The sequence below is a fragment of the Aquabacter sp. L1I39 genome, assembly GCF_017742835.1.
GTDB lineage: Bacteria > Pseudomonadota > Alphaproteobacteria > Rhizobiales > Xanthobacteraceae > L1I39.
Genome location: NZ_CP072392.1, coordinates 2,760,206 through 2,782,534 on the forward strand (window position 1 = coordinate 2,760,206; position 22,329 = coordinate 2,782,534).

General features: G+C 66.3%; 20 protein-coding genes and 1 tRNA gene. 16 read left to right on the forward strand and 5 right to left on the reverse strand.

What is annotated here, in order from left to right:
• Positions 1-717: 717 nt before the first annotated feature.
• Both J5J86_RS12220 and J5J86_RS12225 read right to left on the reverse strand, forming a co-directional pair.
• Positions 718-794, reverse strand: a tRNA-Met gene (locus tag J5J86_RS12220).
• Positions 795-924: 130 nt separating this feature from the next.
• Positions 925-1,788, reverse strand: coding sequence for an RNA methyltransferase (locus J5J86_RS12225; RefSeq protein ID WP_209098273.1), 864 nt, complete (start codon positions 1,786-1,788; stop codon positions 925-927).
• Positions 1,789-1,980: 192 nt separating this feature from the next.
• On the opposite strand from J5J86_RS12225, the gene J5J86_RS12230 reads away from it, so the two are divergent.
• Positions 1,981-3,195 (forward strand): NADP-dependent isocitrate dehydrogenase, encoded by a 1,215-nt coding sequence (locus tag J5J86_RS12230; RefSeq protein WP_209098274.1) that lies wholly within the window; start codon positions 1,981-1,983, stop codon positions 3,193-3,195.
• 94 nt (positions 3,196-3,289) lie between these two features.
• Here the strand turns inward: J5J86_RS12230 and J5J86_RS12235 are convergent, their stop codons facing one another.
• On the reverse strand, positions 3,290-3,898 hold the full coding sequence (locus J5J86_RS12235) for an LOG family protein (RefSeq protein ID WP_209098275.1): 609 nt from the start codon (positions 3,896-3,898) through the stop codon (positions 3,290-3,292).
• A gap of 192 nt (positions 3,899-4,090) precedes the next feature.
• On the opposite strand from J5J86_RS12235, the gene J5J86_RS12240 reads away from it, so the two are divergent.
• The 12 genes from J5J86_RS12240 to J5J86_RS12295 all read left to right on the forward strand — a co-directional run bounded on the left by J5J86_RS12240 (position 4,091) and on the right by J5J86_RS12295 (position 16,825).
• On the forward strand, positions 4,091-4,474 hold the full coding sequence (locus J5J86_RS12240; protein ID WP_209098276.1) for an ArsR/SmtB family transcription factor: 384 nt from the start codon (positions 4,091-4,093) through the stop codon (positions 4,472-4,474).
• A gap of 6 nt (positions 4,475-4,480) precedes the next feature.
• Positions 4,481-6,484 carry an ABCB family ABC transporter ATP-binding protein/permease gene (locus tag J5J86_RS12245; RefSeq protein WP_446698614.1) on the forward strand — a complete coding sequence of 668 codons (2,004 nt, stop codon included), beginning with the start codon at positions 4,481-4,483 and terminating at the stop codon, positions 6,482-6,484.
• A gap of 101 nt (positions 6,485-6,585) precedes the next feature.
• The gene (locus J5J86_RS12250; protein ID WP_209098277.1) at positions 6,586-7,287 is read left to right on the forward strand and encodes a phosphatidylserine decarboxylase; all 702 of its coding nucleotides are present in this window, start codon (positions 6,586-6,588) and stop codon (positions 7,285-7,287) included.
• Positions 7,288-7,292: 5 nt separating this feature from the next.
• On the forward strand, positions 7,293-8,135 hold the full coding sequence (gene pssA, locus J5J86_RS12255) for a CDP-diacylglycerol--serine O-phosphatidyltransferase (protein WP_209098279.1): 843 nt from the start codon (positions 7,293-7,295) through the stop codon (positions 8,133-8,135).
• A gap of 313 nt (positions 8,136-8,448) precedes the next feature.
• Entirely contained in the window at positions 8,449-10,065 is a 1,617-nt protein-coding gene (locus J5J86_RS12260; protein WP_209098281.1) for an ABC transporter substrate-binding protein, read from the forward strand.
• A gap of 185 nt (positions 10,066-10,250) precedes the next feature.
• Positions 10,251-11,264: an ABC transporter permease gene (locus J5J86_RS12265; RefSeq protein WP_209098283.1), complete on the forward strand. Its 1,014-nt coding sequence runs from the start codon at positions 10,251-10,253 to the stop codon at positions 11,262-11,264.
• A complete protein-coding gene (locus J5J86_RS12270; RefSeq protein ID WP_209098285.1) occupies positions 11,261-12,160 on the forward strand; it encodes an ABC transporter permease in 900 nt (299 codons plus the stop codon). Before J5J86_RS12265 ends, J5J86_RS12270 begins: the two co-directional genes overlap by 4 nt.
• An 11-nt stretch (positions 12,161-12,171) precedes the next feature.
• Positions 12,172-13,920, forward strand: coding sequence for a dipeptide ABC transporter ATP-binding protein (locus tag J5J86_RS12275; protein WP_209098287.1), 1,749 nt, complete (start codon positions 12,172-12,174; stop codon positions 13,918-13,920).
• Positions 13,921-13,971: 51 nt separating this feature from the next.
• On the forward strand, positions 13,972-14,184 hold the full coding sequence (locus J5J86_RS12280) for an AtzG-like protein (protein WP_209098289.1): 213 nt from the start codon (positions 13,972-13,974) through the stop codon (positions 14,182-14,184).
• A gap of 15 nt (positions 14,185-14,199) precedes the next feature.
• Positions 14,200-15,642, forward strand: coding sequence for an AtzE family amidohydrolase (locus J5J86_RS12285; RefSeq protein WP_209098291.1), 1,443 nt, complete (start codon positions 14,200-14,202; stop codon positions 15,640-15,642).
• Between the two features lie 8 nt (positions 15,643-15,650).
• On the forward strand, positions 15,651-16,037 hold the full coding sequence (hpxZ, locus tag J5J86_RS12290; protein WP_209098293.1) for an oxalurate catabolism protein HpxZ: 387 nt from the start codon (positions 15,651-15,653) through the stop codon (positions 16,035-16,037).
• Positions 16,038-16,111: 74 nt separating this feature from the next.
• Entirely contained in the window at positions 16,112-16,825 is a 714-nt protein-coding gene (locus J5J86_RS12295) for a GntR family transcriptional regulator (protein ID WP_209098295.1), read from the forward strand.
• Between the two features lie 3 nt (positions 16,826-16,828).
• Here J5J86_RS12295 and J5J86_RS12300 read toward each other — a convergent pair whose 3' ends face one another.
• Together J5J86_RS12300 and J5J86_RS12305 are read right to left on the reverse strand one after the other, a co-directional pair.
• Entirely contained in the window at positions 16,829-17,320 is a 492-nt protein-coding gene (locus J5J86_RS12300) for a CinA family protein (RefSeq protein WP_209098302.1), read from the reverse strand.
• Positions 17,317-18,486 carry a bifunctional 2-C-methyl-D-erythritol 4-phosphate cytidylyltransferase/2-C-methyl-D-erythritol 2,4-cyclodiphosphate synthase gene (locus J5J86_RS12305; protein ID WP_209098304.1) on the reverse strand — a complete coding sequence of 390 codons (1,170 nt, stop codon included), beginning with the start codon at positions 18,484-18,486 and terminating at the stop codon, positions 17,317-17,319. Before J5J86_RS12305 ends, J5J86_RS12300 begins: the two co-directional genes overlap by 4 nt.
• Before the next feature lie 277 nt (positions 18,487-18,763).
• Between J5J86_RS12305 and dusB the strand changes: the two genes are divergently transcribed.
• From dusB to ntrC, 3 genes are read left to right on the forward strand one after another with little or no spacing between them, the layout of a single operon-like run.
• On the forward strand, positions 18,764-19,717 hold the full coding sequence (dusB, locus tag J5J86_RS12310; protein WP_209098306.1) for a tRNA dihydrouridine synthase DusB: 954 nt from the start codon (positions 18,764-18,766) through the stop codon (positions 19,715-19,717).
• Positions 19,714-20,841 (forward strand): two-component system sensor histidine kinase NtrB, encoded by a 1,128-nt coding sequence (locus tag J5J86_RS12315; protein ID WP_247657567.1) that lies wholly within the window; start codon positions 19,714-19,716, stop codon positions 20,839-20,841. The genes dusB and J5J86_RS12315 overlap by 4 nt, the downstream gene beginning before the upstream one ends.
• A 7-nt stretch (positions 20,842-20,848) precedes the next feature.
• Complete coding sequence (ntrC, locus tag J5J86_RS12320; protein ID WP_209098308.1) at positions 20,849-22,291, forward strand: nitrogen regulation protein NR(I); 1,443 nt, start codon at positions 20,849-20,851, stop codon at positions 22,289-22,291.
• Positions 22,292-22,329 lie beyond the last annotated feature (38 nt).

The window sequence follows — 22,329 nt, forward strand, 5'->3', positions numbered from 1 at the left end:
GAAACGGAACGCACGCCCATTGCCGCCCTCACTAACCCAAAATCCCGACACAAGCATTCATTGGTCGCGCTCTGCGGGGTCGGCGCTGGGGCGCCGCAAGCGATTCTTTGCGATGCGCCGGTGGGGTGATCGAACTCGCTGCCGTCTTTTCCTCTGCCACTGTCCGCTATTGGCGATGCAAGTGATCCCAACGCGGCCTCGGCTCGAATGCCGGAGCTTGAACGGCCCGCTCCCCGCTCTCACTACGCCTCCGGCTCACTCGCCTGGACGCGGACGAGGGGCTTGAGAACCAGCTGACGGTCGGCCTCGCGCAGATCACAGGCTTTCACATCGAAGACCGCGGCTCTCACCAGAGAGCGATCTGCTTCGTCAGCCTGAATTTGATAGCCGCTCGCAGCCCATGCCTGATGCATCGCACAAGCCGATGGTCGCACCGAACAATGCGATGGCCTTCGCGCGGTCGCCGGCGCGGAAACGCGCGTTCGCATCACCCGCCCGTCGGCGGATCTGGTCCGGCACAGGCACGCCCCAATGGCCATGTTGCGAGCGCGGAGGGCGATTTGGCGCCAGAGTGGCGCCACGGAGCCGTTTGGGCGGACCAGTTTACCGGCGGTTCCGGAACCCAAGTAGCCGTAGGCTGGTGCCCGCGCAATGTTGGGAGCGTTTCATGAAAGAAGGGCCCGGATACGATCCGGACCCTTCTTTCATTAGATCTTTTGGTTGCGGGGGCAGGATTTGAACCTGCGACCTTCAGGTTATGAGCCTGACGAGCTACCGGGCTGCTCCACCCCGCGTCAGAGCCGACTAGTGAGCCGGCGCAGCGGCCGTCGGCGAGGTCTATGTAGCAACCTCACCCGGGGATTGATACCCCTCCGCCATAAAAAACGTCATACAAGGCTTTGCCCTGTGGATGACGTGCCGCGCTCAGGGCTTTTCGTCCTCTGCAAGCTGTTGTGCCGAAACAAGTTTCTCACCGCGCTTGGCCTCTGCCTTGGCATTGTGGGCGAGCTTGCGGGCCTCACGGCCGGCGCGGCCTTCCACCAGGGAAGTCACCATGCCGTGCAGCGTGGCGAGGTCCTGCTTGGTCAGGCCGATGCGGTGGAAGATGTTGCGGATGTTGCGGGTGGTGGAGGGTTGCTTGTCCGCCGAGCGGAAGAAGGACGCCTCTTCCAGCTCCCGCTCCAGATGGTCGAAGAAGGCAAACAGGTCCTGCTTTTCGGCCACCGGGGAACGGTCCGGCATGGCGAAGGGCAGGGCGCCGCCGCTCGCCAGCTTGAACCATTCATAGGCGGTGACGGCGACACAGGTCGCGAGGTTCAAGGAGGCGAAGGCGGGATTGACGGGCAGCGTCAGAATGGCATCGCACAGCGACACCTCTTCCGAATAAAGCCCCGTGCGCTCGCGGCCGAACACCAGCGCCACGTCCTCTTGTGCCGCGAGGCGCGCGTGACATTCGGCGGCAGCCCCATCGGCGCCCATCACAGTCTTTGCCATGCCACGCTCTCGAGCGGTGGCAGCGAAGGCATAGCCGATGCCGGACAGGGCCGCGCGCAGGTCCGGATAGACCTGCGCGCCATCCAGGATGCGATCGGCGCCAGCGGCGAAGGTACGGGCGCGGTCGTCCGGCCAGCCATTGCGGGGATTGACGAGGCGAAGCCGCGAAAGGCCGAAATTGCCCATGGCGCGGGCCGCCGACCCAACATTCTCGCCGAGCTGGGGTTCAACCAGGATGACCACCGGGCCGCCTTCGACCCATTCCCTGGAGCTGTCCGTACCCGATCCCGCCATGTGACCTCCATTTTGGCCCGTCTTGCACCGGGCATGGCCACAAGTCGAGGTGCGACGCGCTTCTTCTCGGACCAGAGCGATGCTATAGCGGCCGGGCTGGGATGCGCGCCCCGTTTTCCGTCACGGCCCGCGGGGCGCCGGCTTCCCGAAAAACTCCCTACGCGCTTTCAGAGCGCCCGAAAGGTCGTCCACATGGCGAAGATCAAGGTGGCAAATCCGGTCGTCGAACTCGACGGCGACGAGATGACCCGGATCATCTGGCAGTACATCAAGGATAAGCTGATCCATCCTTATCTCGATATCGACCTGGAATATTACGACCTCTCGGTGGAAAACCGGGACGCCACCAACGACCAGGTGACCATCGACGCTGCCGAGGCCATCAAGAAGCATGGCGTTGGCGTGAAGTGCGCCACCATCACGCCGGACGAAGCCCGCGTGAAGGAATTCAACCTCAAGGAAATGTGGAAGTCGCCCAACGGCACCATCCGCAACATCCTCGGCGGCGTGATCTTCCGCGAGCCCATCATCTGCCAGAACGTGCCGCGCCTCGTTCCCGGCTGGACGCAGCCCATCGTGGTGGGCCGCCATGCCTTCGGCGACCAGTATCGCGCCACCGATTTCAAGGTGCCCGGCAAGGGCAAGCTGACCATCACCTTCGTGGGTGAGGACGGCACCAAGATCGAGAAGGACGTGTACAATTTCCCGGGCGCCGGCGTCGCCCTGTCCATGTACAACCTCGACGAGTCGATCCGCGACTTCGCCCGCGCCTCGCTCAATTACGGCCTGATCCGGAACTATCCGGTCTACCTCTCCACGAAGAACACGATCCTGAAGGCCTATGACGGCCGCTTTAAGGACATCTTCCAGGAGGTGTATGACGCCGAGTTCAAGGAAGAGTTCGAGAAGCGCAAGATCTGGTACGAGCACCGCCTGATCGACGACATGGTGGCCTCGGCCCTCAAGTGGTCCGGCGGCTATGTCTGGGCCTGCAAGAACTATGACGGCGACGTGCAGTCCGACATCGTGGCCCAGGGCTTCGGCTCGCTTGGCCTCATGACCTCCGTGCTCATGACCCCCGATGGCAAGACCGTGGAAGCGGAAGCCGCCCACGGCACCGTGACCCGTCACTATCGCGAGCACCAGAAGGGCAAGGAGACCTCCACCAACTCCATCGCCTCCATCTTCGCCTGGACCCGTGGTCTCTCCCACCGCGCGAAGCTGGATGACAATGCGGAACTGGCGAAGTTCGCCGCCACGCTGGAGAAGGTGTGCGTCGACACCGTCGAGGCCGGCTACATGACCAAGGACCTGGCGCTGCTGGTCGGGGCTGACCAGAAGTGGCTGTCCACCACGGGCTTCTTGGACAAGATCTCCGAGAATCTCAGCGCGGCCATGGCTGCTTGAGCTTGGAAAAAGCCCGGCGCCCGCGAGGGCGCCGGTTCGGTCGGCGGGCGGCTTCGGCCGCCCGTTTGCGTTTGGGGACCCTCGTCGGGCGGCCTTACATCCGCTCCACCACGGCCCGGGCCGTGGGGCCTTCCAGGTCGTCCGGCAGGTCCTTAACTGCGGCCTGGAGCTTGGGGAGGATCTCGTCCGCCGTTTCCGCCACCAGCAGCTTCACGGGATTGTTGCCGTGGATGAAGGCGTTCGCGCGCATATGGTCGATCAGCGCCAGGAACGGGTCCCAGAAGCCGGCGATGTTGGCGATCAGGATCGGCTTGCGGTGGCGCCCGAGCTGCGCCCAGGTGAGCTGCTCCACCAGTTCCTCCAGCGTGCCCACCCCGCCCGGCAGGGCCACAAAGGCGTCGGCGCGCTCGAACATGAGGCGCTTGCGCTCATGCATGTCAGCGGTGACGATCATTTCGGCCGCATAGCCGAAGGCTCGCTCGCGGGACATGAGGAATTCCGGGATGATGCCGGTGACGGCGCCGCCGGCCTTGGCCACCGCGGCGGCGACTTCCCCCATGAGGCCGATGCCGCCCCCCCCATAGACGAGGCGCAACCCGTCGCGGGCAATCGCCTCGCCGAGCCGCCGGGCCTCGTCGGTGAAGATAGGGTCCGAGCCGCGAGCGGCTCCGCAATAGACACAGACGCTTTGAATACGAGCCATGGCCTCACTTTAGCAGGATTGTGCAGTGCGTCACGTGGTGCGCCACATGTGAAGTCATCTGGGCTCACGCGGCTTTAGCGCAAGCCATGAAGCCTCTTTTCATCAGCCATCGTGAAGACGAAAGCATGACAGGCATGCATGAGGCTGAACCGTCTTGCGGCTGCCATTATCATCGTCTATCGACGATGAACGATGACTGCGCCTTCCGCCCTCCCACAGGACGTGTCCGCCGATTTTGATGCGCTTGCGGCGCGTCTGCGTGCGCTTGCCCATCCGGTGCGCCTCAAGGTGCTCGCGACTCTCGCGGAACGGGATCGGTGTGTCTGCGGGGAGATCGTCGCCGGCCTTCCCCTGGCACAATCCACCGTCTCGCAACATATAAAGATCCTGTTGGAGGCGGGGCTCGTAAGGAGTGCACCCGCGGGGCAGCGCTCCTGCTACTGCGCCGACCGGGACGCCATCGCGCGGCTGCGCGCCGAACTTGATGTCCTGTTCGCCCGTCTTCTGCCCTCTTGCTCTTCCCTCGACGGGGCCGACCTTTCTGCTGAGGCCGCCACCTCGCCCGATCGCCCGTAGGTGTCCATGTCTGATCTGTCCTCGCGGCCGCCCGCGCCGGTGCCCGGCGCGCCTGCGCGCATGAAGTCCCTGGTGCTGCCCGGTGGCACCCTTGCCGGCACGCTGCGTGCGCTGTGGCCCTATCTGTGGCCGGAGGGCAGGCCGGACCTGCGCGCCCGTGTGCTGATTACGCTGGCGCTTCTGTTCCTGGCGAAGTTTGCCACCCTTGCCGTGCCCTTCTTCTTCAAATGGGCGACCGACGCGCTCGCCGCCGTTCCAGACGGCCAGAAGGACGGTCCAGACATCGCCTGGCTGCTGGCGGCGCCCGTTGTGCTCACCGTGGCCTATGGCGGTTCGCGCATCGTCATGGCCGGGGTGACGCAGCTGCGCGACGGCATCTTCGCCAAGGTGGCGCTCAACGCAGTGCGACGCCTGGCGCTGGAAACGTTTGCCCACATGCATGCCCTGTCGCTGCGCTTCCACCTGGAACGCAAGACCGGCGGCCTGACTCGGGTGCTGGAGCGGGCGCGCAACGCCATCGAGACCATCGTGCGCATGCTGGTGCTCCAGCTCGCTCCCACCATCGTGGAGATGGTGCTGGTGCTCGTCGTGCTCATGTTCGCCTTCGACTGGCGGTACGTGGCTGTGGTGGCGGCCACTGTGGGGCTCTATACGTGGTTCACCTATGTCGCGAGCGAATGGCGCATTTCCATCCGCAGGGACATGAATGAGAGCGACACCGAGGCCAACACCAAGGCAGTCGACAGCCTGCTCAATTACGAGACGGTGAAGTATTTCGGCGCCGATCGGTGGGAGACGGCCCGATATGACCGGTCCGTGGCGCGCTATGAGAATGCCACCGTGCGCACCTTCACTTCGCTCGCGTGGCTGAATGCAGGGCAGGCCTTCATCTTCACCCTGGGGCTGACAGGCACCATGGTGCTCGCCGCCTTTGACGTGCGCGCCGGACGCCAGAGCGTGGGCGGGTTCGTCATGGTCAATGCCATGATGATCCAGCTTTACACGCCCCTGAACTTCCTTGGCATGATCTATCGCGAGATCAAGCAGGCCATCGTGGACATCGAGGCCATGTTCGCCGTGCTGGTGCGCGAGCCCGAGGTGGAGGACAAGCCCGGCGCCCTGCCGCTTGCCATCCATGGCGGCACGGTCCGCTTCGAGGATGTGCGCTTCTCCTATGAAGGGGACCGCGAGATCCTGAAGGGCGTGTCCTTCGAGGTGCCGGCGGGGCGAACCCTGGCCATTGTCGGCTCGTCGGGCGCGGGCAAGAGCACCATTTCCCGCCTTATGTTCCGCTTCTACGACGTCTCGTCCGGCCGCATCACCGTGGACGGCCAGGATATCCGCGACGTGACGCAGGAAAGCCTGCGCGCGGCCATCGGCATGGTCCCCCAGGACACCGTCCTCTTCAACGACACCATCGCCTACAACATCCGCTATGGCCGGCAGGATGCCAGCGACGCCGAAGTGGAGGAGGCCGCGCGCCTGGCCCAGATCGACGCCTTCATCAGCGCCACGCCGAAGGGCTACCGGACCGAGGTGGGCGAGCGGGGGCTCAAGCTCTCGGGCGGCGAGAAGCAGCGTGTGGCCATCGCCCGCACCATCCTCAAGGCGCCGCCGATCCTTATCCTGGACGAGGCAACCTCGGCTCTGGACAGCCATACCGAGCGCGAGATCCAGGATGCTCTCGACAAGGTGTCCCAGGGCCGCACCACCATCGTGATCGCCCATCGCCTGTCCACTGTGGTCGGCGCCGACGAGATCCTGGTGCTCGACAAGGGGCAGGTGGCCGAGCGCGGCAGCCACGCGGAGCTCCTCGCCCGAGACGGGCTTTATGCCGCGCTCTGGCATCGCCAGCGGGAGGCGGACGAGGCGCGCGAGCGGCTGCTGGCCGCCGATGCCGGCAGCGCGCCGGCTCCTACCCCCGCGGGTGGCGACGCCACCAGCACCCCGCCCAGTCGCTCGCACCCGTTCGAGGACGATCCGGAGGGCGAAAGCCGGAACGTGGCCTGACCGGAAGCGGGCTGCGATCCATCGCCATTTGACGGCGGGGCAGGGGGTGACTACCTGTTGCCCAGCGCGCGGCCATTTGCGCACGCCATTCGGAGATTTGCGTGTCCATCGTCGATTCGATCCGCAAGAGCCTCGTGCCGATCCATCGGGAAGGCTATCCCTTCATCGCCATCGCCGTGGTGATCGCCGCCGGACTTCTGTCCGTGTCGACCTTCTTCGGCATGATCGCCGTGGGACTGGCCATCTGGACCGCTTTGTTCTTCCGCGATCCCCCGCGCATGACGCCGATCCGGGAGGGGCTGGTGGTGGCCCCGGCCGATGGGCGCATCTCGCAGATTGCGCTGGCGGTTCCCCCGCGGGAGCTGGATCTCTCCGACACGCCGCTCCTGCGCGTCTCCATTTTCATGAACGTCTTCAATGTGCACGTGAACCGCGCCCCGGTGACGGGGCGCGTGCTCAAGGTGGCGTACAAGCCGGGCATCTTTCTGAATGCCGATCTCGACAAGGCCAGCGAAGACAATGAGCGCAACGGCCTCATCTTCGGTACCGCCTTCGGCGCCATCGGCTGCGTGCAGATTGCCGGCCTGATTGCCCGCCGCATCGTCTGCTTCGTGCGGGAGGGCGAGGAGATGGGGGCCGGCGAGCGGTTCGGCCTCATCCGTTTCGGCTCGCGCGTGGACGTCTACCTGCCGGTGGGCACCCGCGTGCAGGTGGCCGAGGGCCAATTGACCACGGCGGGCGAGACTGTGATTGCCGACCTCCTGGCGGGGTCCACCCGCGACACCGCCTACCGCGTGAGCTGACCGCCATGAGCACGCCGTTCCAGCCGCTCGATCCCGAAGGCGAGCCCGGCCCGCGATTTGGCCGTATCGGGCGCATTCCGCTGCGCGTGCTTCTGCCGAACCTCGTCACCCTTCTCGCCTTGTGCTCCGGCCTGACGGCGGTGCGCATGGCCATTGAGAGCCGGATGGAGCTGGCGCTCGCCGCCATCGTCTTCGCGGCCATCCTGGATGGCGTGGACGGGCGGCTGGCGCGGGCGCTCAAGGGCACCTCCAAGTTCGGCGCCGAATTGGACAGCCTGGCGGATTTCGTGAATTTCGGCTGCGCGCCCGCCCTCATCCTTTATATGTGGGGCCTCGATCAGGTGGGCTCCATCGGCTGGATCGGTGCCCTCATCTTCGCCATCTGTGCGGCGCTGCGCCTGGCGCGGTTCAACGTGATGCTGGATGATCCGGACCGTCCGGCCTTTGCGGCTGATTTCTTTACTGGCGTTCCGGCCCCGGCGGGGGCCATTACGGTGCTGCTGCCGGTCTATCTGGAACTGATCGGCTTGCCTCACGGCGTCATGAGCGCGCCGGTGGCCCTCGTTTATTGCCTCGGCATCGGCGTACTGATGATTTCCAAGGTGCCCGCTTGGTCCGGCAAGACACTGGGCAAGCGCGTGCGCAAGGACATGGTGCTGCCTCTGTTCGTGCTCTTTGCGCTTTTTGCGGGCTTGCTGGCCAGTTATCCCTGGCTGGTGCTGGCCGTGTGCAGCCTCATCTATCTCGCGCTCCTGCCAATTTCCACCATGCGCTACCGTCGCCTTATGGCGATTCATCTCGCGGAAAAGGCGACGGCAGGCCCCACCGGCGAGTCGCCCACGGCATGATCCTCCGGCGCCTCTGCGCCGGCCTTCTTCCATCCCCTTTTGAATCGTGGGCATGAAACCCCGCGCAAACCGCGCGCGACCTGGGCAGGGCCTGCAGGCGGATGCCCAATCCGTCGGCTGAAGCCGCACGCACATCTGCATGCAATATGCACAAATTTGATGAAAAAATAGTCATTCTCACGATATGCATCAGCCCTGAACCGCGGCGCTATGTATCATAAGTATATGAAAAATAATGAAAACGAAAAAATCGTATGCAATTGGCACGGTGCTTGAATGGGGAGGACATGCCTTTCCAGAAGGGGACCAGCCGATGAATCGTCGTGAGTTCATGAAGTCCGCCTCCGTTACCGCGCTTGCCACCGGATCCGTGGCCGCGCCGGCGGTATTCTCGCCGGCCGAGGCGGAGGGGCGCGCGGAGACGTTGCTGATCGTGTCGGAAAGCGGGCCCAACAATCTGGACATTCAGGGCGTCGGCACCAATGTTCCCGGCTATGAGGTGGCCTGGAACACCTATGATCGCCTGATCACGCATCCCATGAAGGACGTGAACGGCACGCCCTATTACGACCGCGACAAGTTCGAGGGCCAGCTCGCCGAAGAGATGATCCTTGGCGACATGTCGGTGACCTTCAAGCTGAAGAAAGACATCGTCTTCCACGACGGCACCCCCATCACCGCCAAGGATGTAAAGTGGTCGCTGGACCGCGCCGTCTCCGTGGGTGGCTTCCCGACCTTCCAGATGAAGGCCGGTTCGCTGGAGAAGCCCGAGCAGTTCGTGGTGGTGGACGACCGCACCGTGCGTATCGACTTCATCCGCAAGGACCGGCTCACCATTCCCGATCTCGCGGTGATCGTGCCCTCCATCTACAATTCGGAGCTGGTGAAGAAGAACGCCACCGAGAAGGACCCCTGGGGTCTCGAATATACCAAGCAGAACACCGCTGGCTCCGGTCCCTACAAGGTGACCAAATGGACCCCCGGCACCGAAGTCATCTTCGAGCGCAATGACAAGTGGGTCGGCGGCGTGCCCAAGATGAAGCGCATCATCTGGCGCATGGTGCCCTCCGCCGGCAACCGCCGGGCGCTCCTGGAACGGGGCGATGCGGACGTGTCCTACGACCTGCCCAACAAGGATTTCGTGGAGCTGAAGGAGAGCGGCAAGCTCACCATCATCTCGACGCCGTACTCTAACGGCCTGCAATATATGGGCATGAACGTCACCAAGCCGCCCTTCGACAATGTGAAGGTGCGCCAGGCCATGGCCTATGCCATGCCCTACCAGAAGATCATGGACGCCGTGCTGTTCGGCCTGTCCAAGCCCATGTACGGCGCCCCCGCCGACACCCAGACCCAGGTCGCCTGGCCCCAGCCCACCAAATACACCACCGATCTTGCCAAGGCGAAGGCGCTGCTGGCGGAGGCGGGCTATCCCGACGGCTTCGAGACCGAGATTTCCTTCGACCTCGGCTTTGCCGGCGTCAACGAGCCGCTCTGCGTGCTCGTCCAGGAAAACCTCGCCCAGATCGGCATCAAGACCACCATCAACAAGATCCCGGGCGCCAACTGGCGGACCGAGCTCAACAAGAAGGTGATGCCGCTCTTCACCAACGTCTTCTCGGGTTGGTTGGACTATCCCGAATACTTTTTCTTCTGGTGCTATCACGGCAACAATTCCGTGTTCAACACCATGAGCTACCAGTCCAAGGCCATGGACGCCTTCATCGACGGCGCCCGCTCTGCCGCCGCCAATGGCGACAAGGCGGCCTATGACGCGGACATCAAGGGCATGGTGGACCTTGCCTTCGCCGACGTGCCGCGCATCCCGCTGTTCCAGCCTTATGTGAACGTCGCCATGCAGAAGAACGTGTCGGGCTATCAATACTGGTTCCACCGCCGCCTGAACTACGCGACCTTCCAGAAGAGCTGATCCGAGACGGGGAGGGGCGGGACGCGCGGGACGGGGGCGACCCCGGGGGTGCTCGCGATGTTCCGTCTCTCCCCCTCGGCTGCTTTCGGGGCGGCGCGCCCGGCGCGCGCCCTGGCGCCAAGTTTGCTTCATCCCTATCCGCCACCGGACCGAGGCGCCGAGCGCGCCATCAGGAGAAGGCCGTCATGCTCAAGCTGATCGCCAGTCGCCTCGCCACCGCGATCCCAAGCCTCATTGGCGTGGTGATCGTCACGTTCCTGCTCACGCGCGTCCTGCCAGGCGACACGGCTGCCTATTTTGCAGGCCCCGCCGCCACGCCGCAGGCCATCGCCGAGATCCGCGCCAAGCTCGGCCTGGACAAGTCGCTGCCCGAACAATTCATGGATTATGTGGGCGCCCTGGCGAAGGGGGACCTGGGCACCTCGCTCTCCACCGGCCAGCCGGTCGCCCATGAGATCGCCACCCGCCTGCCGGCCTCCGCTGAACTCACGTTATCCGGCCTCATCCTGGCGCTGGCCATCGCCATCCCCTTCGGCATTGCCGCGGCTGTGAAGCAGGGGTCATGGGTTGACCATGCCTGCCGCGTCATCACCACGGCGGGCGTCTCGCTGCCGGTCTTCTTCACCGGCCTGCTGCTGGTTTATGTCTTCTACTTCAAGCTGGGATGGGCGCCCGCGCCCTTGGGGCGGCTCGATGCCTTCGCCACGGCGCCGAATGATGTGACCGGCTTCTTCGTCCTCGACAGCCTGATCGCCGGCGACTTCGAGACCTTTCGCGCCGCCTTGGCACAGCTTGTGATCCCGGCGCTGACGCTCGCCATCTTCGCGCTGGCGCCCATCGCCCGCATGACCCGCGCCTCCATGCTCTCCGTGCTGTCCTCCGAGTTTGTTCGCACGGCGCGGGCGGCGGGGCTGACCCCCTACAAGGTCATCATCGTCTACGCGTTCCGGAACGCCCTGCTGCCGGTCATCACCACGCTCGGCATGGTGTTCTCCTTCCTGCTGGGCGCCAATGTGCTGGTGGAGAAGGTTTTCGCCTGGCCGGGCATCGGCTCCTATGCGGTGGAAGCGCTCATCACCTCCGATTACGCGCCGGTGCAGGGCTTCGTGCTCGCCATGGCCATCCTCTACGTCGCCCTCAACCTGGTGATCGACATTGCCTATGGCATCATCGATCCGCGCGCCCGGAGCGAAGCATGACCCTCGCCAATCCCGCCGACGCCCCCGGGCCGTCCCGCAGCCAGAGCCCGCTCGTCGCCACCCTCAAGCATGCCCAATATGTGATCTCGGACAATCCGGTCACCGGGCTCGCCTTCGGCATGGCGCTGGTGCTCATCCTCGCCGCGCTCATCGGCCCCTATGTGGTGCCCTATGATCCGCTGGCCAGCGACACCAAGATCGCCCTTCAGGCCCCGTCCTGGGCCCATTGGTTCGGCACCGACCAACTGGGCCGGGACATCTTCTCCCGCGTGGTGGTGGCAACGCGGCTCGACCTTGCCATCGCCGTCTTCTCGGTGGCCCTGGTGTTCGCGGTGGGCGGCATTGCCGGCATCGCGGCAGGCTTCTTCGGCGGCTGGACCGACCGCATCGTCGGGCGCATCTCCGACACCATCATGGCCTTTCCGCTCTTCGTGCTGGCCATGGGCATCGTGGCGGCGCTGGGCAATACGGTGACGAACATCGTCATTGCCACCGCCATCATCAACTTCCCGCTTTATGCCCGCGTCGCCCGCGCCGAGGCGGCGATCCGCCGGCAGGCGGGCTTCGTCCAGGCGGCCCGGCTCACCGGCAACGGCGAATGGCGGATCATGCTCACGCAGATCCTGCCCAACATCATGCCCATCATGATGGTGCAGATGTCGCTGACCATGGGCTACGCCATCCTCAATGCCGCCGGCCTGTCCTTCATCGGCCTCGGCGTGCGTCCGCCCACGGCGGAGTGGGGCATCATGGTGGCGGAGGGCGCCACCTACATCATTTCCGGCGAATGGTGGATCGCCCTGTTTCCGGGCCTTGCGCTGATGTTCGCCGTCTTCTGCTTCAACCTGCTGGGCGATGGTCTGCGCGACATCGTCGATCCCCAGCGCCGCACCTGAGGGAGGCGACCATGCATGGCGTCATCGATCCTGCCACCGCGGCGCTCGCGGGGGAGACCCCCAAGGGGCCGCTGCTGGAAGTCCGCGACCTGACGGTGGAGTTCTCCACCCGGAAGGGCATCGTGAAGGCGGTCAAGCACGTGAACCTCACCGTGGCCAAGGGCGAGACCCTGGGCATCGTGGGAGAGAGCGGCTCGGGCAAGTCCGTCACCTCCTATACGGTCATGCGCATCCTGGATCGGGCGGGGCGCATCGCGGAGGGCTCCATCACCTTCTCGGGCATCGACATTGCGGACGCCCCCGAGCGCCAGATGCGTGACCTGCGCGGGCGCGAAATGTCCATGATCTTCCAGAATCCGCGCGCGGCGCTGAACCCCATCCGCAAGGTGGGCCACCAGATCGGCGACGTGCTGCTGCACCATCTCCAGGCGCAGCCCTCCAATGTGGAAGAGAAGGTCATCGACATCCTCAAGCAGGTGCGCATTGCCCGGCCGGAGGAGCGCTACCACGCCTATCCGTTCGAGCTGTCGGGGGGCATGTGCCAGCGCATCGTGATTGCGCTCGCGCTCGCTTGCCGGCCGCAGCTCATGATCGCGGACGAGCCGACCACCGGTCTCGACGTGACCACCCAGAAGGCGGTGATGGACCTGGTGACGGAACTGACCCGGGCACGGGGCATGTCCACCATCCTCATCACCCACGATCTGGGCCTTGCCGCCACCTATTGCGATACGGTGATGGTGATGGAGAAGGGCGAGGTGGTGGAGACGGCGCCGGCCGAGCGCATCTTCCGCGCGCCCCAGCATCCCTATACCCGCAAGCTGATGCGGGCGACGCCTCGCCCGGGCATCACGCTGAAGGACCTGCTGCCGGAAGGGGAGGCGGGTGCTGCCCCAGCGCCCACCGCCGCGACCGTGGCCGCCAGCGGCACGCCCCTTCTCAAGGTGGAAAACCTCATCAAGGAATATCCCCGCCAGGGCGCCCCGGTGGCCTTCCTGAAGGGCCTCATGGGCCAAAAGCCGCCGCGCGAGGAGATGATCTTCAAGGCGGTGGACGGCATCTCCTTCGAGGTCAAGAAGGGAGAGAGCGTCGGCCTCGTGGGCGAGAGCGGCTGCGGCAAGTCCACCACCTCCACCATCGTCATGCGCCTGATCGACCCCACTGCCGGGCGCATCACCTTCGATGGCGAGGATATCGGCGCCGTTCCCGCCCGGGAATTTGCCCACCATCCCATGCGCCGGCGCATCCAGATGGTGTTCCAGGACCCGACCGAAAGCCTCAATCCCCGCTACACGGCCGCCCGCGCCATCGCCGATCCCCTGCTGCGCATGGGCGGCATGTCTGGCGGAGCGGCATTGCGGGCAAAGGTTGAGGAACTGGCGGCCATGGCCGGCCTCCCCGGTGATCTGTTGGATCGCTTCCCGCACCAGCTCTCCGGCGGCCAGAAGGCGCGCGTGGGCATTGCCCGCGCCATCGCCCTGAAACCCGATCTCGTGATCCTCGACGAGCCCACGGCCGCGCTCGACGTGTCCGTCCAGGCGGTGGTGCTCAATCTGCTGGAGGAGCTCAAGCAGACGCTGGGCATGAGCTATCTCTTCGTCTCCCACGACCTGCACGTGGTGAAGCTGCTCTGCGACCGGGTGATCGTCATGCGCCAGGGCCGCGTGGTGGAGGAGGGCACGTCCGACCAGGTGCTGGACGCGCCGAAGGATGCCTATACCCGCGAACTGATCGCCGCCATTCCCCATCCCCCGGTGTGACACCGGGGGGCTTGCCTTCCTTCCCTTCCCGCTCGTCCCAAGGAGATGCGGATGTCCGATCCCTTCACGCCCGTGCCAGCAGCCGAGGAGCGCGATCTGGAGCGCCTCCTGGACGGCGCCATCGGCGCCTTCGCCATTTCCGTGGAACCGGAATGGCACCGGGAAGCCATGGCCTATCTGCGCAACATCGCGGACGCCGCCGCTTTCGTCATGGCCTATGACGTGGGCGACGAGTGCGACCCCGCGCCGGTCTATCGGCCCTGAGAGCGGAGCGCCTCCATGCTTGAGCCTTTCGATCCGGCCGCACCCGCGCCGACCGCCGCGGATGCGGCCGCCCTCGCCACCGCGCCCGCCCATGAGATCGCGGCCGCGGTGAAATCCGGCCAGGTCAGCGCCCGCGCGGTGCTGGAGGCGAGCCTCCAGCGCATCGCCGCGCTGGAACCGCAGGTGAATGCCTTCACCGACGTCACCACGGAGCGGGCCCGCGCCAAAGCGGATGCGGTGGATGCCGCCCGCGCCGCCGGGCACGAACTGGGCCGCCTCGCAGGCGTGCCCTTCGCGGTGAAGAACCTGTTCGACATTGCCGGCCTGCCCACCCGTGCCGGTTCGCTCATCAACCGCACCCATTCGCCTGCCACCCAGGACTCCACCTTGGTGGAGCGGCTGGAGGCGGCGGACGCCATCCTCGTCGGCGGCTTGAACATGGGCGAATATGCCTATGATTTCACGGGGGAAAATGCCCATGATGGACCGTCTCGCAATCCGCATTCGCTGGGCCATATGTCCGGCGGCTCCTCGGGCGGCTCGGGGGCGGCCGTGGCGGCGGGCGAGGTGCCGCTGGCGCTTGGCTCCGATACCAACGGCTCCATCCGGGTGCCTTCGGCCCTGTGCGGCATCTTCGGGCTGAAGCCCACTTATGGGCGCCTGTCGCGCGCCCGCACTTTCCCTTTTGTTTCCGCCTTCGATCATCTCGGCCCCTTCGCCCGCTGCCCGCAGGACCTGGCGCTCGCCTATGATGCCATGCAGGGGGAGGATCCCGCCGATCCCTGCCTCATGCCCCGTCCTTTCGAGCCCACGGCCGCCCGGCTTTCGGAGGGCCTTGGCGGTCTGAGGGTGGCGGTGGCCGGCGGCTATTTCCGCGCCAAGGGCATGCCCGAGGCCTTCGCCGCCGTGGACGCGGTGGCGACCGCGCTTGGTGCCAGCCGCACGGTTGAGATCCCCGAGGCCGCCCGCGCCCGGGCCGCCGCCTATGTGATTACGGCGGCAGACGGCGCCGCCCTCCATGCCCGCCGCCTCCATGCCCGCGCCGGTGATTATGACCCCGCCGTGCGGGACCGCCTGATCGCCGGCCTTGCCATTCCCGCCGCCTGGACCGCTGCGGCGCAGAAGTTCCGGCGGGTCTATCGGGCGCAGGTGCTCAAGCTGTTCGAGGAAGTGGATGTCATCCTGGCCCCCTCGACGCCCTGCCGGGCGCCGGAACTCGGGCAGAAGACGTTCGTTCTGGATGGCGAGACGATGTTGGTGCGTCCCAATCTTGGGATTTTCACCCAGCCCATCTCCTTCATCGGCCTTCCTGTGGCGGCAGTGCCGGTGTGGCTGGACGAGGGGCTGCCACTGGGTGTGCAGGTCATCGGCGCGCCCTGGCGCGAGGACGTGGTTTTGCGTGTCGCCGAGGCGCTGTGGCAGGCCGGTGTCTGCCGGGCGCCGGTGGCCAAGCTGTGAGGACAAGCGTGGAAATTAACCTTCCCGACGTGGTGGCCGAGGTCACGGCGGCTTTCGAGCGATACGAGCAGGCTCTCGTGACCAATGACGTGGAGACGCTGGAGGCGCTTTTCCACGACCACCCCACCACCATCCGCTATGGCGGCGGCGAAAACCTCTATGGCATGGACGAGATCCGCGCCTTCCGCCGCGCCCGCTCCGCCGTGGGTCTGATGCGCGAGCGGCAACGCACCGTCATCACCACCTACGGCCACGACATGGCCGTGGCCTCGACCCTTTTCGCGCGCGAGAACGCGCCCGGCAAGGTGGGGCGCCAGCAGCAGACCTGGGTGCGGTTTCCCGAGGGCTGGCGGGTGGTGGCGGCTCATGTGAGCGTCATTCCAGACCCCACTTGAACGTTCCGCGTGGCGCGGGTCCGGTATGTCCCGCGCTTCGCCTCCCCCAAGAATCCCGGTAGGTTTTGCGTATCATGTCCACCCTGGCTCCTTCTCCCGTCGCTGCAGAGCGTCCGCCCCGCACCCGTCGCCGCCGTGTGGCGGTGCGCGCCGTCACGCGCACGGAGGAATTGCGGCTGCAGATCGCGGATGACATCGTCCGCGGGCGCATCGCGCCTGGCACGCCGCTGGAGGAGATGGACATCGCCAAGCGCTATGGCGTGTCCCGCACGCCAGTCCGCGAAGTCATCCGGGATCTCGCCGCCTCAGGCCTCGTGGAAACCCGGCCCCATCGCAGCGCCTTGGTGGCCAAGCCCACCCTCGACCGGCTGCGCGGCATGTTCGAGGTGATGGCGGAGCTGGAGGCGCTCTGCGCGGGCCTGTGCGCCGTCCACATGACGCCGTCCGAACGGGGCCAGCTCCAGGCCATCCATGCGGATCTGGCCGATCTCACCCGGCGAGGGGACGAAACCCACTACACCTTCCTGAATGACCGCTTTCACACGTTCTTATATAGCGGCGCCCATAATGACTATCTCTGCGAGCTGACGCTCGCCACCCGCGCCCGCCTGCAACCCTTCCGCCGGGCGCAGTTCCGCAATCTCGGCCGCCTTGCCCTGTCCTATGCGGAGCACGACAAGGTGGTCACCGCCATCCTGCGCGGCGACAAGGTCGAGGCCGCAACCGCCATGCGGGCCCACATCCTGACCGTGGAAGTGGCCTACGAGCGCTACGCCGAGAGCGTCTGACCCTCAGCCCGCCGCCTCAGCCAGCATGTCGAGGGCGACCAGGACGGAGCGGCGGCGGATCTCGTCGCGGCTGAGCGGGCCGAAGCGCATCTCGTGATGGCGGGTCGTCCCGCCCTTGCGGGCGCTGGCGAAATGGACGAGGCCCACCGGCTTTTCCGGGGAGCCTCCGCCCGGCCCTGCCACGCCCGTAATGGCGACGCTGACCCCGACGCCCGCCGCCGCCAAGGCGCCTTCCGCCATGGCCCGGGCAGTCTCCTCGCTGACCGCGCCAAAAGCGGCCAGTGTCGCCTCGGGCACGCCGATCATCTGCATCTTGGCCGCGTTGGAATAGGTGACGAAGCCCCGGTCCACCACGTCCGAGGAGCCCGCCACCGCCGTCAGGGCGCCGACAACGAGGCCGCCCGTGCAGGATTCGGCCGTGGCGAGGGTGAGGCCAGCCGCGCGGCAGAGAGTGAGCACGCGCTCGGCAGCGGCATAGATGTCGGCGTCGATCATGCTTCGTCCTCCGGCAAGCGGATGGTGGCGGCGGCCATGGCGGCGATGCCTTCCCGGCGGCCGGCAAAGCCGAGCTTCTCGGTGGTCGTGGCCTTCACGCTCACTCGCTCCACCGGCACGCCGGCAATCTCGGCAATGCGCGCCCGCATGGGTTCTCGGTGCGGGCCGATCTTGGGGGCCTCGCAGATGAGGGTGAGGTCCAGATGCGCAATGCGCCCGCCCCGGGCGCGCACCTTTTCAGCGGCAAACGCCAGGAAGCGGTCGGAGGTGGCGCCTTTCCATTGCGGGTCGGAGGGCGGGAAATGGGCGCCGATGTCGCCGTCGCACAGCGCACCGAGCACGGCGTCGGTCAGCGCATGGAGCCCCACATCCGCGTCCGAGTGGCCGTCCAGACCCTTGTCGAAGGGCAGGGCGATGCCGCCCAGGATCACATGGTCGCCGGGGCCGAAGGCGTGCACATCGAAGCCGGTGCCGGTGCGCACATCACTGAGGGGCCGCGATCCGCCCGCATGGGCCAGATCCTCCGGGTGGGTGAGCTTCACGTTGCTGGTCTCCCCTTCAAACACGGTTACCGGGTGCCCTGCCCATTCCACGACGGCCGCATCGTCAGTGAGGCCGGCAATCTTCTCAGCCTGCGCCCGCAGATGGGCGGCACGCAGGCTTTCATAATGGAAGGCTTGTGGCGTCTGCACGGCGCGCAAGGATGCGCGGGCAGGCGTTGCGGTGACCTGTTCGCGCGCATCCACCATCTTGATTGTGTCGGTGACGGCAGCGCCGGGCACCGCGGCGCCGAACGTTGCGCCTGCTTCCACCGCGCGGGAGATGAGGGCAGCCGAGGTGAACGGGCGGGCCGCATCGTGGACAAGGACCACATCCGGATTATGGGGAGCGAGGGCGTCAAGGCCGGCTCGCACGGAATCCTGCCGCTCGGCGCCGCCCGGCACCGGGGGCAGCAGCTTGGGGAGGCCCGCGCCAGCCTCGGCGAACAGGGCCGCATCATCGGGATGAATCACAACCTGGACCGTTGCGATGTCCGGATGGTCGCAAAAAAGCCGCAGCACGCGGCGCATGACGCTCTCACCGTTCAGCTTGCGGTATTGCTTCGGCACGTCCCCGCCCATCCGGGAGCCGCGCCCGGCGGCCACGATGATGACGGCACATTCCATGACCGATGGTCCATTTCCGGCAGAAAAGTCCGCCCCTTGAACAGCTGCCACAAGCTCCGCGCAAGGGGAAAGACGGCCTTCTGACCATGGGGCAGGACGCGCGCCGAAGGGGCGAGCCGAGCATTCGTTCAGCGTGCCCTTGCATGGGCAGAATGAATGTCTAGAATGTAGGCACTCGTTAGGTGGCCTAATTTCTGTGCAAGCAAACGCGCTTCTTTCTTCCTCTCCCGTGCGAATCGGCTCGCATGCGCTGCCGAACCCGGTGCTGCTCGCCCCCATGGCTGGTATCACCGATGCGCCCGTGCGCGAGATGGCGCTGCGCTATGGGGCGGGGCTCGTCGTGTCCGAGATGGTGGCGAGCGAGGCCCTGCTCGACGGCCATGTGGAGATGGGCCTGAAGACCGCCCGCTCGGGTGACGCTCTCCATGCGGTGCAGCTGGCCGGCAATGATCCCCGCTGGATGGCGGAGGCGGCGCGATTCGCCCAAGGGCAGGGCGCCGACATCATCGACATCAATATGGGCTGCCCCGCCAAGCGCGTGACCACGGGCGCGGCGGGTTCGGCCCTGCTGCGGGACGTGCCGCTCGCGGTGGCGATCCTGGAGGCTGTGCGGGCGGCGGTCGAGGTGCCGGTCACGCTGAAAACCCGCCTCGGCTGGGATGAGAGCGAGACGGTGGCTCCCCATCTGGCGCGCCTTGCGCAGGAGATTGGCATCGCCCTCGTGACCATTCACGGCCGCACCCGCTGCCAATTCTATACCGGTTCGGCCGACTGGGCCGCCATCCGGGCGGTGAAAGAGGCGGTGAGCATCCCGGTCATCGCCAATGGCGACCTCACACGCTGCGCCGATGCCCCCGGCATGCTCGACGCCTCCGGCGCCGACGGCGTGATGATCGGACGCGGCGCGCAGGGCCGGCCCTGGTTTCCCGGTCGCGTGGCGGCCTTTCTTGCCACTGGCATCGAACCGCCGGAGCCGGCGCTCTCGGAGCAGCGGGATGTGCTGCTGGAGCTGTTCGAGGGCTGGCTTTCGCTCTACGGCGCCGCGCCCGGCGTGCGGCAGGCGCGCAAGCATGTGGGCTGGGCGCTGGAGGCGGGCGCACACACCGCCGGGCGTCCGGCGGAATGGGTGAAGGCGTGGCGTGCCCGCCTTCTGACCATGGAGGATGCGAACATGGTCAAGGCCGGCATCGTGGATGCCTTTGACGATCTCAGCTGGAGGGCTGCCGCATGAAAGCCGAGATGAAGCGCCGCCCCGAACCCGATGCCGGTTTCACCCGCGCCATCCTGGATGCCGTGCCCCATCCAGTGGTCACTCTCTCCGAGACCGGGCAGATCGTCGACGCCAACGTCGCCGCGGAGGCCTTTTTCGAGGTGAGCCTTCCGGTGCTCCGGCGGCGTGCTTTCGAGGAATTCCTGCCTTTCGGCACGCCCCTTCTGGGCCTGATCGACCAGGTGCGGGCGCGCGGCGCCCCGGTGAACGAATATCGCGTGGATCTTGGCACCCCCCGCAACGGCACCGAGCGGGTGGTGGATATTCATGTGGCGCCGGTCGCCGAGCGGCCCGGCCATGTGGTGGTGATGCTCCAGGAGCGCACCATCGCCGACAAGATGGACCGCCAGCTCACCCATCGCGGTGCCGCCCGCTCCGTGAGCGCGCTCGCCTCCATGCTGGCGCACGAGATCAAGAACCCCCTGTCCGGCATCCGCGGCGCCGCCCAGCTTCTGGAGCAGTCGGCGGGCGACGAGGACCGGGCGCTCACCCGTCTCATCTGCGACGAGGCGGACCGCATCGTGAAGCTGGTGGACCGCATGGAGGTGTTCTCCGACGAGCGGCCCATCGAGCGCGAGCCGGTGAACATCCATGCGGTTCTGGAGCACGTGCGGACGCTGGCCTCGTCCGGCTTTGCCCGCCACATCAAGTTCGTGGAGGAGTATGACCCCTCCTTGCCGCCGGTGCTCGCCAATCGCGACCAGTTGATCCAGGTGTTCCTGAACCTCGTGAAGAACGCCGCCGAGGCCATCGAGCCGGACACGGATGGCGAAATCCAGCTGACCACCGCTTTCCGCCCGGGCGTGCGGCTGACCGTTCCCGGCGCCTCCTCGCGGGTCAGCCTGCCGCTGGAATTCTGCGTCCGGGACAATGGCAAGGGCGTTCCGGACGACCTGTTGCCCCATCTGTTCGACCCGTTCGTGACCACCAAGCCCACCGGCAGTGGCCTCGGCCTTGCATTGGTGGCGAAGATCATCGGCGACCATGGCGGTATCGTCGAATGTGACAGCCAGCCCCGCCGCACCACCTTCCGCGTGCTCCTGCCCATGTATCGCGGCAAGAGCGCCGCCTCTGACCAGAACTGAGGTATCCATGCCCACCGGAAGCATCCTGGTCGCCGACGACGACGCCGCGATCCGCACGGTGCTCAATCAAGCGCTCTCGCGCGCCGGCTACGAGGTGCGCAGCTGCGGCAACGCGGCCACCTTGTGGCGCTGGGTCAGCCAGGGCGACGGCGATCTCGTCATCACCGACGTGGTGATGCCGGACGAGAATGCCTTCGACCTGCTGCCGCGCATCAAGAAGGCAAGGCCCGATTTGCCGGTCATCGTCATGAGCGCGCAGAACACGTTCATGACCGCCATCCGCGCCTCGGAGCGTGGCGCCTACGAATATCTGCCCAAGCCCTTCGACCTGAAGGAGCTGATCTCCATCGTCGGCCGCGCGCTGGCGGAGCCCAAGAAGGCCGACCACCGGGCCCATGGCCTGGAGGAGAACGAGAATATCCCGCTGGTGGGCCGTTCGCCCGCCATGCAGGAAATCTACCGCCTGCTCGCCCGTCTCATGCAGACTGACCTTACGGTGATGATCGCGGGCGAGAGCGGGACGGGCAAGGAACTGGTGGCCCGCGCGCTGCACGATTACGGCAAGCGCCGCTCCGGCCCGTTTGTCGCCATCAACATGGCAGCCATCCCGCGCGACCTGATCGAGAGCGAGCTGTTCGGCCACGAGAAGGGCTCGTTCACCGGCGCCACCACGCGCAATCCCGGCCGCTTTGAGCAGGCCGAGGGCGGCACGCTGTTCCTGGACGAGATTGGCGATATGCCCATGGAGGCGCAGACCCGCCTCCTGCGCGTGCTCCAGCAGGGCGAATATACGACGGTGGGCGGACGCACGCCCATCAAGACGGACGTGCGCATCATCGCCGCTACCAACAAGGACCTGCGCACCCTCATCCAGCAGGGGCTGTTCCGAGAGGATTTGTTCTTCCGCCTCAATGTGGTGCCCCTGCGCCTGCCGCCGCTGCGCGAGCGCTCGGAGGACGTGCCTGACCTGGTGCGGCACTTCTTCCTGCAAGCCGAGCGGGAGGGCTTGCCCGCCAAGCAGATCGATAGCGGCGCCCTCGACCGGCTGAAGCGCTATCGCTGGCCGGGCAATGTGCGCGAGCTGGAGAATCTGGTGCGGCGCCTCGCCGCGCTCTACCCGCAGGAGATCATCACCCCCTCCATCATCGAGGCGGAACTTTCCGAGCCGCAGCCGAGCGCCCTGTCCGAGGACGGGCCGGTGGATGCCACCCTCGGTGCCTCCGTGGAGCGCCATCTCAACACCTATTTCGGCGGCTTCGGGGAGGACCTTCCTCCTCCCGGCCTTTATCATCGCATCCTGCGGGACGTGGAATATCCCCTCCTGTCGGCAGCGCTGGCCGCCACGCGAGGCAACCAGATCAAGGCGGCCGAACTGCTCGGCCTGAACCGGAACACCTTGCGCAAGAAGATCAGGGACCTGGACATCCAGGTGATCCGCACCTCCCGTTGATGGCGCAAGGGCGCGGCGACGTCCGCGCGGACGGTGTG

Bases quoted from the DNA above. Each gene is read 5' to 3' on its own strand.
- J5J86_RS12270 (WP_209098285.1), top strand. From the start codon at position 11,261: ATGACCCTCGCCAATCCCGCCGACGCCCCCGGGCCGTCCCGCAGCCAG.
- J5J86_RS12280 (WP_209098289.1), top strand. From the start codon at position 13,972: ATGTCCGATCCCTTCACGCCCGTGCCAGCAGCCGAGGAGCGCGATCTG.
- J5J86_RS12225 (WP_209098273.1), bottom strand. From the start codon at position 1,788: ATGGCGGGATCGGGTACGGACAGCTCCAGGGAATGGGTCGAAGGCGGC.
- pssA (WP_209098279.1), top strand. From the start codon at position 7,293: ATGAGCACGCCGTTCCAGCCGCTCGATCCCGAAGGCGAGCCCGGCCCG.
- dusB (WP_209098306.1), top strand. From the start codon at position 18,764: ATGGCTGGTATCACCGATGCGCCCGTGCGCGAGATGGCGCTGCGCTAT.
- J5J86_RS12245 (WP_446698614.1), top strand. From the start codon at position 4,481: ATGTCTGATCTGTCCTCGCGGCCGCCCGCGCCGGTGCCCGGCGCGCCT.
- J5J86_RS12240 (WP_209098276.1), top strand. From the start codon at position 4,091: ATGACTGCGCCTTCCGCCCTCCCACAGGACGTGTCCGCCGATTTTGAT.
- J5J86_RS12285 (WP_209098291.1), top strand. From the start codon at position 14,200: ATGCTTGAGCCTTTCGATCCGGCCGCACCCGCGCCGACCGCCGCGGAT.
- J5J86_RS12230 (WP_209098274.1), top strand. From the start codon at position 1,981: ATGGCGAAGATCAAGGTGGCAAATCCGGTCGTCGAACTCGACGGCGAC.
- ntrC (WP_209098308.1), top strand. From the start codon at position 20,849: ATGCCCACCGGAAGCATCCTGGTCGCCGACGACGACGCCGCGATCCGC.
- J5J86_RS12295 (WP_209098295.1), top strand. From the start codon at position 16,112: ATGTCCACCCTGGCTCCTTCTCCCGTCGCTGCAGAGCGTCCGCCCCGC.
- J5J86_RS12265 (WP_209098283.1), top strand. From the start codon at position 10,251: ATGCTCAAGCTGATCGCCAGTCGCCTCGCCACCGCGATCCCAAGCCTC.
- J5J86_RS12235 (WP_209098275.1), bottom strand. From the start codon at position 3,898: ATGGCTCGTATTCAAAGCGTCTGTGTCTATTGCGGAGCCGCTCGCGGC.
- J5J86_RS12300 (WP_209098302.1), bottom strand. From the start codon at position 17,320: ATGATCGACGCCGACATCTATGCCGCTGCCGAGCGCGTGCTCACTCTC.
- J5J86_RS12275 (WP_209098287.1), top strand. From the start codon at position 12,172: ATGCATGGCGTCATCGATCCTGCCACCGCGGCGCTCGCGGGGGAGACC.
- J5J86_RS12305 (WP_209098304.1), bottom strand. From the start codon at position 18,486: ATGGAATGTGCCGTCATCATCGTGGCCGCCGGGCGCGGCTCCCGGATG.
- J5J86_RS12315 (WP_247657567.1), top strand. From the start codon at position 19,714: ATGAAAGCCGAGATGAAGCGCCGCCCCGAACCCGATGCCGGTTTCACC.
- J5J86_RS12260 (WP_209098281.1), top strand. From the start codon at position 8,449: ATGAATCGTCGTGAGTTCATGAAGTCCGCCTCCGTTACCGCGCTTGCC.